The 13,776-nt window shown below is 63.3% G+C and carries 14 protein-coding genes; 12 read left to right on the forward strand and 2 right to left on the reverse strand.

Annotation, left to right across the window (positions count from 1 at the left end; translation table 11 throughout):
* The first annotated feature begins 108 nt into the window (after nucleotides 1-108).
* The 7 genes from VJZ71_14135 (at nucleotide 109) to VJZ71_14165 (ending at nucleotide 7,569) form a co-directional block, all read left to right on the forward strand.
* Nucleotides 109-1,554 (forward strand): HlyD family efflux transporter periplasmic adaptor subunit, encoded by a 1,446-nt coding sequence (locus VJZ71_14135; GenBank protein ID HKQ49206.1) that lies wholly within the window; start codon nucleotides 109-111, stop codon nucleotides 1,552-1,554.
* A gap of 95 nt (nucleotides 1,555-1,649) precedes the next feature.
* Entirely contained in the window at nucleotides 1,650-2,429 is a 780-nt protein-coding gene (locus tag VJZ71_14140; GenBank protein ID HKQ49207.1) for an ABC transporter ATP-binding protein, read from the forward strand.
* A gap of 3 nt (nucleotides 2,430-2,432) precedes the next feature.
* The gene (locus tag VJZ71_14145; GenBank protein HKQ49208.1) at nucleotides 2,433-3,659 is read left to right on the forward strand and encodes an ABC transporter permease; all 1,227 of its coding nucleotides are present in this window, start codon (nucleotides 2,433-2,435) and stop codon (nucleotides 3,657-3,659) included.
* Between the two features lie 73 nt (nucleotides 3,660-3,732).
* Nucleotides 3,733-4,242, forward strand: a complete 510-nt coding sequence (gene coaD / locus VJZ71_14150) for a pantetheine-phosphate adenylyltransferase (protein HKQ49209.1) — start codon at nucleotides 3,733-3,735, stop codon at nucleotides 4,240-4,242.
* A gap of 95 nt (nucleotides 4,243-4,337) precedes the next feature.
* The gene (locus VJZ71_14155; GenBank protein HKQ49210.1) at nucleotides 4,338-4,901 is read left to right on the forward strand and encodes a hypothetical protein; all 564 of its coding nucleotides are present in this window, start codon (nucleotides 4,338-4,340) and stop codon (nucleotides 4,899-4,901) included.
* Between the two features lie 14 nt (nucleotides 4,902-4,915).
* Nucleotides 4,916-5,851 (forward strand): hypothetical protein, encoded by a 936-nt coding sequence (locus tag VJZ71_14160; GenBank protein HKQ49211.1) that lies wholly within the window; start codon nucleotides 4,916-4,918, stop codon nucleotides 5,849-5,851.
* A 53-nt stretch (nucleotides 5,852-5,904) separates the two neighbouring features.
* Nucleotides 5,905-7,569: an RDD family protein gene (locus tag VJZ71_14165; GenBank protein ID HKQ49212.1), complete on the forward strand. Its 1,665-nt coding sequence runs from the start codon at nucleotides 5,905-5,907 to the stop codon at nucleotides 7,567-7,569.
* A gap of 59 nt (nucleotides 7,570-7,628) precedes the next feature.
* Here the strand turns inward: VJZ71_14165 and thpR are convergent, their stop codons facing one another.
* The gene (gene thpR / locus VJZ71_14170) at nucleotides 7,629-8,192 is read right to left on the reverse strand and encodes an RNA 2',3'-cyclic phosphodiesterase (protein ID HKQ49213.1); all 564 of its coding nucleotides are present in this window, start codon (nucleotides 8,190-8,192) and stop codon (nucleotides 7,629-7,631) included.
* Between the two features lie 116 nt (nucleotides 8,193-8,308).
* Here thpR and VJZ71_14175 point away from each other — a divergent pair, with 116 nt between their 5' ends.
* Together VJZ71_14175 and VJZ71_14180 are read left to right on the forward strand one after the other, a co-directional pair.
* Nucleotides 8,309-8,575 (forward strand): UPF0175 family protein, encoded by a 267-nt coding sequence (locus tag VJZ71_14175; protein ID HKQ49214.1) that lies wholly within the window; start codon nucleotides 8,309-8,311, stop codon nucleotides 8,573-8,575.
* On the forward strand, nucleotides 8,572-9,054 hold the full coding sequence (locus VJZ71_14180; protein ID HKQ49215.1) for a DUF3368 domain-containing protein: 483 nt from the start codon (nucleotides 8,572-8,574) through the stop codon (nucleotides 9,052-9,054). Before VJZ71_14175 ends, VJZ71_14180 begins: the two co-directional genes overlap by 4 nt.
* A 25-nt stretch (nucleotides 9,055-9,079) precedes the next feature.
* Here VJZ71_14180 and VJZ71_14185 read toward each other — a convergent pair whose 3' ends face one another.
* Complete coding sequence (locus tag VJZ71_14185) at nucleotides 9,080-9,985, reverse strand: PfkB family carbohydrate kinase (GenBank protein ID HKQ49216.1); 906 nt, start codon at nucleotides 9,983-9,985, stop codon at nucleotides 9,080-9,082.
* Nucleotides 9,986-10,143: 158 nt separating this feature from the next.
* Between VJZ71_14185 and VJZ71_14190 the strand changes: the two genes are divergently transcribed.
* The 3 genes from VJZ71_14190 (at nucleotide 10,144) to VJZ71_14200 (ending at nucleotide 13,775) form a co-directional block, all read left to right on the forward strand.
* On the forward strand, nucleotides 10,144-10,497 hold the full coding sequence (locus tag VJZ71_14190; GenBank protein HKQ49217.1) for a LysM peptidoglycan-binding domain-containing protein: 354 nt from the start codon (nucleotides 10,144-10,146) through the stop codon (nucleotides 10,495-10,497).
* Nucleotides 10,494-12,650, forward strand: a complete 2,157-nt coding sequence (gene recG, locus VJZ71_14195; protein HKQ49218.1) for an ATP-dependent DNA helicase RecG — start codon at nucleotides 10,494-10,496, stop codon at nucleotides 12,648-12,650. Before VJZ71_14190 ends, recG begins: the two co-directional genes overlap by 4 nt.
* Nucleotides 12,651-12,737: 87 nt before the next feature.
* Complete coding sequence (locus VJZ71_14200; GenBank protein ID HKQ49219.1) at nucleotides 12,738-13,775, forward strand: hypothetical protein; 1,038 nt, start codon at nucleotides 12,738-12,740, stop codon at nucleotides 13,773-13,775.
* The last annotated feature ends 1 nt before the right edge of the window (nucleotide 13,776 follow it).

Below are 13,776 nucleotides of genomic sequence, written 5' to 3' on the forward strand. Positions count from 1 at the left end.
CCCGCGGGGGGACGTGCACGGGCCTGCCTGGCAGGGATGCCGCGACTCTTGGCGCTTGCCGCACGCCCGCCGGGAGTGAAGTACCTCGTCTAACCGCCAAACAAAGCTATGGAACAGCCTTCATCCGTCAGTCGCATCGTTCAAACCGGCCAATCCGTGGTCAATCCCGTGATCCGGTCGAGTCAATCTTTCGTCCGCCGCCTCGGCTGGAAATGGATCATCCGCGGAGGGATCGTCCTGGTCGTCATCGTTTTGATCTTCCTGGTGTCGCAGATTCGCGTCGGCGATGTCCTGCTGGCCGGCGAGAAAGAGGCGGCGAAGTTGGGCACGCTCATCATCCCGGTCACGGCGACGGGGACGGTGCAGGGCAACAAGCTGATCCAGATCAAGAGCAAGGCCGGCGGGCAGGTGGCGAAGATCCATGTCGTCGAGGGCCAGCTCGTCAAGACCGGTGATACGTTGATCGAGCTGGATCCGGTCGATGAAAAGCGCAACGTCGAGGCGCGGCAGGCGGACTTGGATCGGGCGAAAGGTGCGCACGAAAAAGCGAAGATCGCCCTCGAGAGTCAGAAACTGGAACTGCCGTTGCAAACTCAGCGCGCGCAGGCGGCTTATGACAAGGCAGCCTTTGATTGGGCCCGAATGAAGGAGTTCAAGGAAAAGGGAATCGCCGGCAACGACGAATACGTTCTGCGTAAGTCCAATTTCGAACTTGCCGACGCCGACCTTAAGACCGCAAAAAACAACGAGACGATCTTGATCCGTAACGCCGAGCAGGACGTCGTCCAGGCGGAGGCGGCCATGCGGTCAGCCCAGAAGCTTATGGACGAGGCGACGTTGCGATTGGAAGAGACCGTCGTCAAGGCCCGCAGTCCCGGCATGGTTTACAGCATCCAGGTCCGCGAAGGCGAGATGATCCAGAGCGGCACACAGAGTTTCACCGGCGGTACGCCCGTGATGGTGCTTGTCGACACCACCGCCGTGCTGGTCATCGCGCAGGTTGACGAGGCGGATATTGGTGCCATCCGCAACATTGCCCCTGATTACGCCCGGCCGGGGACGTCGGTTCGCCTTGATGACGAAGAGTATGCCAAGCGCGCTGAGTCTTATCTCGCCGAGACATTGAACCGCAAGGTCGAGGTGACGGTCGAGGCCTATCGCGGGCAGGTTTTCGACGGCGTCATCGAGCGGATACTGCCCGAACCCAAGCGGGTCAACAATGCCCTGGCCTTCGATGTTCGCGTTCGCCTGGTTGGCGAAGATCTGCAACATTTGATCGGGCTTCAGGCGGACCTCGCTTTCACCACGCAGCAGCTGGAGAATGTCCTTCTCGTCAAGAACGAAGCGCTGGTCAGCGAGGGGCGGGACTGCTTCGTGTATGTCCCTGTGCGCATCGGTTCCGGCCGCTGGGATGAAGAGAAACGGCCCGTGCGGATCAGCGTGACGGATGGGACCTACACCCAGATCGTCTCCGGCCTTAAGGCCGGCGACGAAGTCTGGACCAAGCGGCCTCGCAAGACGGAAAAAGAACGGCAGGAAAGCGAACGGAACTGATAATAGGCGGTAGGAGACGCCGGTGCGGGGCAAATTCGTCGAAGCCTCGCAAACTGTTCAATCCGTGCCAGCGATTCCGGAAAACACAGATCTGAATGGGACCGCTGATACACATCGAAGCCCTGACCAAGCATTACGTGATGGGCGGGACCGTCGTCCGCGCGCTGGACGGCGTCAGCATCGACGTCGCCGAGGGGGAGTTCATCTCCGTGACCGGCGCATCCGGTAGCGGCAAGAGCACGCTGATGCATTTGGTCGGCTGCCTCGACCGCCCGACCAGCGGGCGATACTTCCTTGACGGCGACCTGGTGAGCGAAATGTCCGATCGGCAGCTCGCCATCATCCGCAACCAGAAGATCGGCTTCGTGTTCCAGACCTTCAATCTTATCCAGCGCACCAGCGCGGTGGACAACGTGGCCGTGCCGCTGTTCTACGCTCGGCGGGCCCGCGTCCGCGACGCCTCCTTTCGGGCGCTCCAGCGCGTCGGACTCGAGCCGCGGGCGCTGCACAAGCCCAGCGAGCTCTCCGGCGGCGAGCGCCAGCGCGTGGCCATCGCCCGGGCCATCGTCAACGAACCGAAGATCATCCTGGCCGACGAGCCGACCGGGAACCTGGACAGCCGTACCGGCCGCCAGATCATGGATATTTTCCACGAGCTGAACCGAGCCGGCGTGACCATCATCCTGGTCACGCATGAAATGTCCGTGGCGATCCAGGCGCGGCGGGTCATTTGCATGCGTGATGGTAACATTATCGAGGACGGCGCCGCCGATACGGCGTTTCTCGCGCGGATGATGGCGCCGACGGAGATGCCGCCGCCGGAGGCCCCCGCGCCGGCCGCGCCGCCGCCGATGGCCCGGCCCGCTAAGGTGTAGTCGATGTTCTTCTTGCGTGTTTGCCTGATGGCCCTGCGAAGTCTGTGGATCCATCCGCTGCGCTCGTTCCTCGCTACGCTGGGAGTGATCTTCGGCGTCGGGGCGGTCGTGGCCGCCATGGCCATCCTGGAGGGTATGGGCGCGCGGATCGAGGCCGGATTCGCCTCGATGGGCTCCAACAAATTGTTCATCATGCCCAACGTGGAGCGGCGCAGCGGCCGTATGGTCGGCAATTTCGAATCGCTGAAGCTGGAAGACGCAAAGGCCGTCGAAAAAGAATGTCCCGGCGTGAAGTTGGTCATGCCGACGCTGAACAATTCATCGTTGGTGAAGTTCCTCTCGAAGAACACCACGGCGACCGTACTTGGCTCGACGGAGCATTATCCGCTGATGAACAGTCATACGCCCGCTGAGGGGGCGTTCTTTAATGCGACGGACGTGCAGGGCTCGTCCCGCGTCGCGGTCCTTGGGTCGAAGGTGAAGAAAGAGCTGTTCGGCGGCCGGCCGGCGATCGATGAGAAGATCAAGATCAGCGGGACACTCGGAGTGCGGACGTTCATCGTCGTCGGCGTCATGGAGGAAAAAGGCAACGTGGCCTTTACCGACGTCGACCGACAGGTGATTATCCCCATCTCGACGGCCATGGACCTTTACGGCGCCAAGGCGGTGAATACGATCCTTTGCGAGGCCACGACGCCCTCCGACGACGACGTGGAAAAGGCCAAGGCGCAGATCAAAAAGCTCCTGCGGACACGCCATCGCATCCGTGCCGGTCAGCAGGACGACTTTCAGGTGCAGGCCCAGAAGGAATTCGTCGAGCAGTTCGGCACGTTCCGCGCGCTGATCGGTATCGTGCTGGGGTCCATCGCCGGGATCAGCCTCGCCGTTGGCGGCATCGGCATCATGAACATCATGCTCGTCGCCGTCACGGAGCGGACCAGGGAAATCGGCGTCCGCATGGCGATGGGCGCCAAGCGCGGCGACGTATTGCAGCAGTTTCTCGTCGAGGCGAGTTTCGTTTCGTTTCTCGGTGGCGGGCTGGGTGTACTGGTCGGGTGGGGGTTGGCCACGACGATTGAAAAGGCGACGCGGATTTTCGAGACGATCACGTCCATATGGGCGATTATCCTGGCATTGGCTATGGCGACGGTCGTCGGCATCGTCAGCGGGATCTATCCGGCCTGGAAGGCGTCTCGTCTCGATCCTGTGGAAGCGTTACGATACGAGTAGCGACTGGCCCCGTAGCGGCCGGCGTCCCTGGCGTACGTAGAAGTCGGTCAGGGCCGAACTCAACGTGAACGGCATGAGCAAAAACGGCAAACATCGATCGGCGGTCTTCGCAGGCACGTTCGACCCGCCGACCCTGGGGCACTTGGATATCATCGAGCGGAGCCGCAAGCTCTTCGACAAGACCATCGTCGCCATCGGTCGCAACCCCGAGAAAGAGCCGCTGTTCACCAAGGAAGAACGAGTGGCACTTCTGAAGGATTTGTTAGGCGAACAACCGGACGTCGAGGTGGAGTCGTATACGGGGCTGACGATGGATTACGTCCGCCGAAAGGGCGCCGACGTCATCATCAAGGGCATCCGCGACAGCGACGATCTCCGCAACGAGCTGCGCCAGGCGAACGTGAACATGATCGCCGGCGATGTGGAGACGGTCTTCCTCTTTACCACGGACACAACCGCCCTGATCAGCAGCACCCTTATCCGCCAGATCTGCGAGCTGGGCGGCCTGGAGAGCGGTAATCTGGGGCGGTTGATCCCGGACAAGGTCGTCGCCAAGATGCGCGAGAAGATAAAAAAGAAGTAAGGCAAATTTTTTTAAAAAAAATGTTGACGCATCGGGCACTTTGCGGATAGGACCTGTCCTACAATTCGATTGCCGGCACGGAGGCACACACATATATGATCGACTTTGAAGTATCGCGGCCCGTGGGTCGCTGTGTTGTCAGCGGACGCGAGTTCGCCGAGGGAGAGTTGTTCCACTCGGTGCTTTTCGAGACGCCCCAGGGTTTCGAACGCCGCGATTATTCCGGGGAGTCCTGGCAGGGCCCCCCGGAAGGTGCGCTGTGTTGCTTTCAGACGCGACTGCCGAAGCGCGAGGAGAAACGCCGTACCTTTGTTGACGACGACGCCCTGCTGACGTTCTTCGTTCGTCTGGCGGATTGCACGGAAGAGGCCAAGCTGAGGTTTCGCTTCGTCTTGTCGCTGATTCTGCTGCGCAAGCGCCTGCTCAAGTACGAGCGGACGATCCGGGACGGCGAGCGCGAGTTCTGGGAGATGCGCTGCGTCCGCGACAAATCGTCGCACAAGGTGTTCAACCCGGTCCTCTCCGATACGGAGATTCAGGAACTGACCGGCGAATTGGGCGCGATCCTGGCCGGGGGCGCGGCCGGCGATTTGCAGGATTCGGACTGGACCGAGAGCGGGGAAGTTGCGGCCGCGGACTCATCAGAGCCGCGACCGTAAGGGAGCGCTGAGTGATGTTTGACCACCAACGACGCTCGAAATACCCACCAACTTCTACGACTCAGGTATTCCGCCGTACTTTAGATTGGCGGACCAACGTCGTGTTTGCCTCGCTCCTTGCTGCCTCGTTTTGCATGGGCTGTCGCAAGGGAAATGAAGAAATCGAGAGCGGGCCGCCCCGCGATCTCCCCGACATCGTCTCCGCCATTCAGGCCAACGCCGACCGCGTCGACCGGCCTCTGTGGGCCGGCAATGTCAACGTCACCGCCCGCGTCAAGGACGACAGAGGCAAGCGTCACTCCTACAACCTCGAAGGCAGCCTCCTGTTCGATAAGCCTCGCAACCTGCGCATGGATTTGCGCCCCGGTCTCGGCGACCAGGTGATGGGACTCGGCTCCAACGACCAGGAATACTGGGTCTGGATTGAGCCGGAAATGAAGGCCATGCACTGGGGCCGCCACCGCTACGCCGATCAGCCCTGCGCGCGAAGCACTGGCATTCGCGTCGACCAACTGGTAGGCGCGCTGGGCATGGGCGGTTTGCCGAGCGGGTCGGAAGGGCTGAGCGGACCGACGCGGCGCGAAGGGAAAAAACACGACATCCTCGAGTATCGCCGTTCCGGCGGCGTCGCCGTCGACCGTGAATACTGGGTGAGCCGCGCGCCGCCCTATCAGATTCACGTCGTAAACTTCCGCGACGCCCAGCGGCGGATCGTGATGAGCGCCATGCTCGAAGATTACGAGCCCGCCTGGCAGGGCGGACCGCTCGTCCCGCGCGCCGTCAGCATGATCTGGCCTCAGGAAGAGGGCAAATTCACCATGCGCGTCTCGCGGCTCAAGGGGATGGAGCCCGGCAAGGTCGCGCCGACCGCGTTTGTCCGACCAGATCAAGCCAAATTACCCAAGGGCGTCGCCGAGATCATACAGGTCGATGCCGACTGCGGACCTTGACGGGTCACCGGCCCTGCGTTGACCAATGGGGGCGCGCCGCGAATAATCCGCCTATGAATCGACCTCTCGCGGCCGCCCTGATCGCACTTCTTGCCGGGGGACTTTCCGCCAACGCCCAAGCGCCGGACTGGAAGGCCGCGCGCGTCTGGGTGGCCGGCGACGACGCGCAGGTCTGGGTCGTGGCCGCCGGCGAGCCGAAGGGCTCGGTGCTGCCTCTCGTGCAATTCTGGCACGCCGACCTCAAGGAAGGCGCGGCGATCGGCCCGCGGCAACGCCTGAACCTCCCGCCGGTCGCGGGCGATCCCGTGGCCATCGCGGCGGACGCAGGCGGGCTCCATGTGCTGTACTCCGACCTGACGACCTTTGACTATTTCGTGAAGCGGCCCATTTCGCCGGGGGCGAATTGGCAGGCGCAGTGCAATATTGCGCCGCTGGCCTGGTGCGGCGATGCGGGCGAGCACGGGCTATGGGCCCTGGTGGAGACGAAGTCGCTTGTCCCACAGGGAAGATCGGCGGATGACGAGCAGGCCGACATGGCCGAGACGCGGCCGGCGATGGAGATCACCGAGCGCCTGGCACTGTTGCAATTGCGCGACGGGTTTTGGCATCGACAGTCTGGCCCCCCCGCGGCGGTCCTGGGTAAACGGTTTTGGCTTGCCGCCCGGAAAGGCGACCTGCATCTTTTCTGGTACGCGGGCGGAGAGGTGCACGTCACGACGTTGCAGGGGAGCGATTGGACCTCACCCGAACTCGTGCTGAAAGGCGACACCATTCGCTACGCATGGGCGGGAGCAAACGAGCAGGGCCCGATCTTCATGGCCTGCCGCCCGGCCGAGGACGGCCTCGCCCGCGTCGACCTCTATCGGCGCGGCAACGGCGCGTGGTCCATGAGCGAGCCCCTGCGGGAAGGTACCGAATTCCTGTCGGTCGATCCGCGAAGGACCGCGCTGGCGATCGCTGGAGATCAGGTGGTGATCGCCCGCCGCGCGGAAAACGGCCAGATCCAATTCGGCTCATCTGATCTGACCGGGACACGACCGATCCGCTTTGAGCCGCTCTCGCTCGAGCGCGAACAGCCGCCGTCGTCCGGCGAATGGCAGGACGCGATCGTGCTGGGGCTCGTCCTCGGCATGATGACGCTCGTGCTCTGGAAACGGCGCGATCAGGTGGCCGCGCCGATCGCCTTGCCGATTGGCCTGGTTCCCGCGGCGGTCTGGCGGCGCGTCCTGGCCACGATCCTGGATTTGGTCCCGGCGGTGCTGTTGGTCCTGCCGTGGTGGGTCAGCGTCATGCCCGATCCGGCCTCCTATGGTGATGTTCAATCGCTCATGAAACAATCTGACGACCCCGAGATGATGGCGAAGCTCGCGCCGATTTATTACACGGCGACCCTCCTGTACGGTCTGTGGTGCATGATCTGGGAGATGCTGATCGGCTCGTCGCCCGGCAAATACCTGTTCGGCTGCCGCGTTCTGAGCGTCGCCGGGGACAAGCCCGCCCCGCGGCAGGTCTTCGTCCGCAACGTCGTCCGCGTCATCATGGTCTCGATGGGTGCGCCGGGCCTGATCGTGACGCTGATGATGATCGTCATGGTCACGCGCAACCGCCAGCGCGTCGGCGACCTCTTGGCAGGGACGATCGTCGTGGAGCCGGGCGTGCCGGAAGAAATCACCGAACCGCCGCCGGAGGATCGCCCGGGCGACGACGGCGAGTCGTAGGACGGGCTCTGCCCGCCGATCGCGCGTCGTGCGCGGAATTGCGGCGGGTAAAACCCGCCCTACGCGGCGCTGAACTCGTGCCGACTGAGCACCTCATGAATCGACCCCTCGGCGGTCAGGGTCGATTGATAGAATGTCAGCCCATGGACGCGCTGCTCTTGCGGTTCGAACGGCAGCGGGTTCTGCAATAGCTTTCGGACCTCCTGCGACAGCCGCGGGTTCTTGTTGCGAGCCAGCGTCAGGTGCGCCGAAAACGGCCGGTCCTCGCGCGGCAGACCGACTCCCGCGAGCGCGTCTTCGCAGGCCTTCCAGCAAGTCTTAAGCCCGCCGCTCTTGTCTTCGATGCCGAGCCAGAGAACATTCGCCCGCCCGTGCGGCGGAAACACCCCCAGCCCGCCGAACGTGATGTCGAAAGCCCGGCCCTGCGCCGCCACGCCGGCGAGTGCGGTCTTGATCGGCTCGATCTGCGCCTCCTCGACCTCGCCGAGAAACTTGATCGTCAGGTGCATGGCTTCCGGCCTGACCCACGACAACTTCGGCCCCCGCGATTTGAGCTTGGCTTGGAGCGAGGCGATCCGCTCGCGAATCTTGTGGTCGAGATCGATGGCGATGAAGGTGCGCATAGTTGAGCTTTTCAGTGGGCTGGCGGGTCCGATACTATATCACCGCTGATTTCAACAGGTACGTGGTGTGCGGTCTAGTGTCGTGCTAGACTTAAAGTACGCTAGGGAGTGATGTCATGACTGTTTCATTTGATGTGCCGAACCCCGTCGAGACCCTTCTTTCCGAGAACGGCCAAGACCCCAACGCGGCGGCCAAGGAAGCCACACTGGTGGAGCTATACCGGCAGGGAAAGCTGACGCATTTCCAGCTTTCTCAGTCCCTCGGCCTTTCGCGGTTCGAAACCGACGGCGTCCTTAAGCGCCACAATGTCACCGAAGACCTCCTGACTTCTGAAGAATATCAAGCTGATTTGGAATCGGTCCGGGCCGCGCTTAACGCATGATCGTTGTCTCGGATGCCTCTCCGCTCAACTATCTCGTGCGCATTCGCGCCGAGCGCTTGCTTCCGGCACTTTTCGAGAGCGTCTTCGTTCCGCCTGCCGTCGTGTCGGAACTCTCCGATGCCCGCACACCAATATCAGTCCGTGAGTTTGTCGCCAATCCGCCGAATTGGCTTCACGTCCAGGGCCCGGCTCGTGTCGACTCGTCAATTCCACTCGACCCCGGCGAACTCGAAGCAATTGCCCTCGCTGAGGAACTGTCGGCAACGCTTCTCATCGATGAGCGCGTCGGACGCCGAATTGCAAGATCGCGAGGACTTATCGTGACCGGCACGCTCGGGGTACTCGAACTTGGCGCCGAGCGAGGGCTCATTTCACTTCCCGATGCCGTCCGGGAACTTCGTCAGACGGATTATCGCATCAGCGAAGCTATCATCAAAGGCGCGATTCAGCGTGATGAACATCGTAGGCGCCGCCCTTAAAGCAGTCTTTAGTTTGTTACGCACGCTACCCGATCGCCAACATCGATTTGTACTTCGCCAGCCGCCCCTCCAGCGTCCCCTTATCCGCCGCTGCCAGCGAGCGCATCGAGAAATCTTCGATCGTGATCGACGCCAGGCACGTCCCATGCGCCAGCGCTGCCCGCAGCGCCGCCGTGTCGCGGCGGTCGGTTGAAGCCAGGTACGCCATCACACCCGCGGCGAAGCTGTCGCCCGCCCCGGTCGGGTCTTTGACCTTCATCGTCGGATAGGCAGGCAGGGCGACGACCTCGTCCTTCGTCACCATGAGCACGCCGTGCTCACCCTTCTTGATCGCGACGAACTCCGGGCCGAGCTTCAGCACGTCGTGGCCAGCCTGGATCAGGTCGACCTGCCCCGTCAGCAAGCGGGCCTCGCCGTCGTTCATGACCATGCCGTTGACCATCGAGAGCGTCTTGAGCAGCTCTTCCTTGGCGACGTTGATCCACAGGTTCATCGTGTCGCAGACGATGAGCTTGGGCTGTTTCAACTGCTCGATGAACCCGCGCTGCAGGGCTGGGTGCGTATTGGCGAGGAAGACATAGCGCGAATCGCGAAACTGCTCGGGGATCGTCGGAGGCGTTTCCGAGACGACGTTTAGGTCCGTCCGCAGCGTCTCCGCCGCGTTCATGTCCCCGACGTATTTGCCCGCCCAGCGGAAGGTCTTCGATCCCGGCCGCGTCTCCAGACCGGCCAGGTCAATCGGCCGCCCCTTGAACACGTCGCGAAAGGACGGGGGAAAATCGCTGCCCACGACGCCGACCAGCCGCACCGGCGTGATCAGGCTCGCCGCCAGGGCGAAATACGCCGCCGACCCGCCGAGCACATCCTGCGCCAGGCCGTGCGGTGTCTCGACGGTGTCAATTCCGATGGTGCCGGTCACAAGCAGGGGCATAGATTTCTCCGAAGAATCGCAAGTTCCGTGCGGGACCCGGAATTGTCGGGGCAGCGCAGGGTCCGGTCAACGACGCGGCGTTGCGTAGTTTGGGGGCGATGGGGACAATAAGGGCAACGATCCCTTGATCGTGCCTGCCATCGCGGAGGAATCGGCGAGTGAATCCTTTCTTTCAGAACGCACGCCCAAGCGCCGTCATGTGCGCGACGGTCTGCGTGTTCGCCTTCCTTATGGGCGCGTGCGGCAAACCGAAGCCCACGACACAGCCCGTCCGGCGGGCCGCGGGCCCAGTGGCAGAGTCCCCGCCGACCGATTCGCCGACGGAGGATGTTTTCGAGACAGGAACCGGGCCGGGGCGGACGCACACGGTTCAGCCCCGGGAGACGCTTTACGGACTCGCCCAGCGATACTATGGCGACAAGAACCAATGGCGGAAAATCTACTACGCCAATCGCAACCGGCTGACCGACCCCAACAACGTCCCCGCCGGCATAAGGCTGATCATCCCATGAACCCTGCGCCGCGCGGACCAGCGGTCATCCCTCGCGTGCCAATGCCCATGGTCAGGCCGTCGCATCCGGCCACTGCCCCGCCGCCATCGCTCAATGACCCCGTGCAATTCCTTCCCGGCGTCGGCCCGCGCCGTGCAGAAGCGCTCGCCAAGGTCGGTGTCCGCACCGTCGGCGACCTGCTCGAATACTTTCCCGCCCGCCACGAGCGGCAGGAGTTCCGCACCATCGAGCACCTCGAAGAAGGCATGACCGCGACGATTGTCGGCCGGATCGGGGCCGTGGCGCAGAAATACAGCCGCCGGGGTCCGACGGTCCGCGCGACGCTGATCGACAACACCGGCCGGTGTAGCCTGTCCTGGTTCAACGCTCCGTGGATAGCCGATCGCATCGAGCGCGGCTCGATCGTGGAGGTGACCGGACGCGTCGGCGTCTATGGTCCGCTCGCCGAGTTTACCAATCCAAAGATCGCGGTCCTGGACAAAAATGCCCCGCCGGTGGACGAGTCGCGGCCGGCGCGATTGGAGCCCGTCTATCCGGCGACGGCCGATTTGCCCGTTCGCGCGATTCGCAAGCTCATCCTCGACAACCTCGACCGACTGCTGCCCCTGGTGCAGGAGCCGTTTACGGAGAGCTATCGGCGCGAGCGAGATTTGCCCGCGCGGTCGTGGTCGATCGCGGCGATGCATCGGCCGACAAACGAAGTGGATGTCACCAAGGCCCGGCGGCGACTGGCGTATGAAGAGCTGCTGCTCATGCAACTCGCGGTGACCCTTGCGCGGCACCAGCGGCGAAGCGGCCCGGCCGCGCCTGTGTTGAAGTCGAGCCCGCAGATCGACGAGCGAATCCGCCGACGCTTTCCATTTCGACTGACCAAGGGGCAGGAACGTGCGATCAGCGAGATCGTCCGCGACCTGGCCGCCGACCGCCCGATGCTCCGGCTCGTGCAGGGCGACGTCGGATGCGGCAAGACGGTCGTCGCGCTCTATGCCGGGCTGGTTTCCGTCGCCAACAAGCATCAATTCGCCATCATGGCCCCGACCGAGCTGCTCGCCCAGCAGCACTATCGGTCGATCTGTCGGTATCTGGAAGGAAGCCGCGTGCGTCACAGTCTGCTCATCGGCGGTCTACCCGCGGCGCGCCGACGACAGATGCTGAAGGAGATTGAGCACGGCGAAATGGACCTCGTCGTAGGGACGCATGCCCTGATTCAGGAGGATGTTCGCTTTGCCAAACTCGGCCTCGTCGTCGTCGACGAGCAGCACCGCTTCGGCGTCCGCCAGCGGGCGACGATCAAGAGCAAAGGCCCCGCCCCGCACTATCTGGTCATGACCGCCACGCCCATCCCGCGAACCCTCGCCATGACCGTCTTCGGCGACCTGGACGTGACCACGATCGAGGACCTCCCACCCGGGCGCTCGCCGATCACCACGCGCGTCGCCACCCCGCTCGAACAATCGAAGGCTTGGGATTTCGTGCGGACGCGCCTCGGGGCGGGCGAACAAGCGTACGTCGTCTATCCCCTGATCGACGAGTCGGACAAAGTGGAGGCCCGCGCGGCGACGACCGAGTACAAACGGCTTTCGCAGCAAGTGTTCGCAGGCCATCGCGTGGGACTCCTGCACGGCCGCCTGCCGCAGGAAGTGCGCGAGGCCGTGATGGCGGATTTCATCGCCGGGCGGATCGCCGTCCTCGTCGCCACAACCGTCGTCGAAGTCGGCGTCGATGTGGCCAACGCGACCTGCATGGTGATCGAGCACGCCGAGCGGTACGGCCTGTCTCAATTGCATCAACTGCGGGGCCGCGTCGGCCGCGGCGCGGCGCGCGGGTATTGTCTCCTGATGACCGGCAGCGTGGGCGGCGCGGAGGGCGAGCGGCTGGGGGTATTGGCTCGCACGACCGACGGTTTTAAGATTGCCGAGGAAGACCTGCGACTGCGCGGGCCGGGCGAAATGCTCGGCACGCGGCAGCACGGCCTTCCCGAACTTCGCGTCGCCGACTTGATCCGCGACGGCGAGTTGTTGCGCATGGCGCAGCGCGACGCCGGGCGGATCATCGCGGACGACCCGTCCCTGACGCAGGCCCGCTACGCGAACCTGCGGCACTGGATGGAATCGAAGTATCGAGACGCGCTGACGCTGGCCGGAGCCGGTTAAGGTGGCACGGTCTGACCGCGAAGCGGGCAGGCCGTGAATAAGTGCTAGGCGAGATTTGAGCATCGGATGAGCAACAGGAGGATCGAAATGCGGCGACGACGAGTCGGGTATGCTTGCGCCCTGTCGGCATGGGCGCTCGTCGCCTCCTCCGCCGGCGCCGTTCCGCCGCTTCGTGCGACGGCCTTCGGGACGGTTGAGATTGAGCCCACGAAGGTCACCGGCGTTTTCTGGCTGGAGCGCGACATCATCGAGGCGAAGGAGCCGATCGATCGTGACGGTGACATGCTCTATAACGCCGGGGAGTTGATGGCCGCGCGGGGTCCGATCACGAACTACCTCAACGGCCAGTTTTACCTGCTGTGGGATGGCAAGATTCACCCCATCGTAGTGCGGGACATCACGACGGAAAAACGCCGCGGGCTCAAATACGACTATCTCAAGATCGTATGGGTATCGCGCGACAGCCCGAACGGCGCGACCGTCTCGATCGTATCGCGGCTTTTGACCGAAGCGTGGCGCGAAGCGCGGACGATGTTGAACTTGAGATTCGGAAATCGCAGGGAAATCTGGGTCTTGTCGCCCGGAGATTATTTTGACGCGTCGCTGATGGGCCAGCCGCCGCCGGCGCGCGCGCACTCGTCGAGGCCGCGGGAACGGCGCTTCGCCTGCCTTAACTTGTGTCTGGCCGTGGAATTGAGAGAAGGCGCAACCAAATGCCCCAAGTGCGGGTCGTTTATCGCCGAGCTGCGCGGGGCCGGCGTACCGGGGGCGAACCTCGTCGGATTGCACGGCGGTCCGCTGATGTCGATGGGCCCCGGCGGCAAGAAACTGGAGGCTCTGCTGGCCTCCAAGGAGGAACTGCGCGTCTACCTCACCGACGATGACTTGAACAAAATCTCCCTGGTAAAGGCCAAGGGGTCCGTCGACCTCTGGACAGACGAGATGATGGAAAACACCCTTGTGAAAGTGGATCTTGTGCCGGCGCCGTCCGGTGACTATTTAGCGGCAAGAATCCCCGGGAACATGATCATGCCGCTGCAGGCACGGTGTACGTTGAACCTGGGAGATGGGCCTGCGTACCTGGTGGACTTCTTCTTGCCCGAAATCGTCGAGGTGACGGATTAGC

It is taken from the genome of Phycisphaerae bacterium (assembly GCA_035275405.1).
GTDB lineage: Bacteria > Planctomycetota > Phycisphaerae > UBA1845 > UTPLA1 > DATEMU01.

Bases quoted from the DNA above. Each gene is read 5' to 3' on its own strand.
- VJZ71_14175 (HKQ49214.1), top strand. From the start codon at position 8,309: ATGACTGTTTCATTTGATGTGCCGAACCCCGTCGAGACCCTTCTTTCC.
- coaD (HKQ49209.1), top strand. From the start codon at position 3,733: ATGAGCAAAAACGGCAAACATCGATCGGCGGTCTTCGCAGGCACGTTC.
- VJZ71_14185 (HKQ49216.1), bottom strand. From the start codon at position 9,985: ATGCCCCTGCTTGTGACCGGCACCATCGGAATTGACACCGTCGAGACA.
- VJZ71_14165 (HKQ49212.1), top strand. From the start codon at position 5,905: ATGAATCGACCTCTCGCGGCCGCCCTGATCGCACTTCTTGCCGGGGGA.
- thpR (HKQ49213.1), bottom strand. From the start codon at position 8,192: ATGCGCACCTTCATCGCCATCGATCTCGACCACAAGATTCGCGAGCGG.
- VJZ71_14145 (HKQ49208.1), top strand. From the start codon at position 2,433: ATGTTCTTCTTGCGTGTTTGCCTGATGGCCCTGCGAAGTCTGTGGATC.
- VJZ71_14200 (HKQ49219.1), top strand. From the start codon at position 12,738: ATGCGGCGACGACGAGTCGGGTATGCTTGCGCCCTGTCGGCATGGGCG.
- VJZ71_14155 (HKQ49210.1), top strand. From the start codon at position 4,338: ATGATCGACTTTGAAGTATCGCGGCCCGTGGGTCGCTGTGTTGTCAGC.
- VJZ71_14140 (HKQ49207.1), top strand. From the start codon at position 1,650: ATGGGACCGCTGATACACATCGAAGCCCTGACCAAGCATTACGTGATG.
- VJZ71_14135 (HKQ49206.1), top strand. From the start codon at position 109: ATGGAACAGCCTTCATCCGTCAGTCGCATCGTTCAAACCGGCCAATCC.
- recG (HKQ49218.1), top strand. From the start codon at position 10,494: ATGAACCCTGCGCCGCGCGGACCAGCGGTCATCCCTCGCGTGCCAATG.
- VJZ71_14160 (HKQ49211.1), top strand. From the start codon at position 4,916: ATGTTTGACCACCAACGACGCTCGAAATACCCACCAACTTCTACGACT.
- VJZ71_14180 (HKQ49215.1), top strand. From the start codon at position 8,572: ATGATCGTTGTCTCGGATGCCTCTCCGCTCAACTATCTCGTGCGCATT.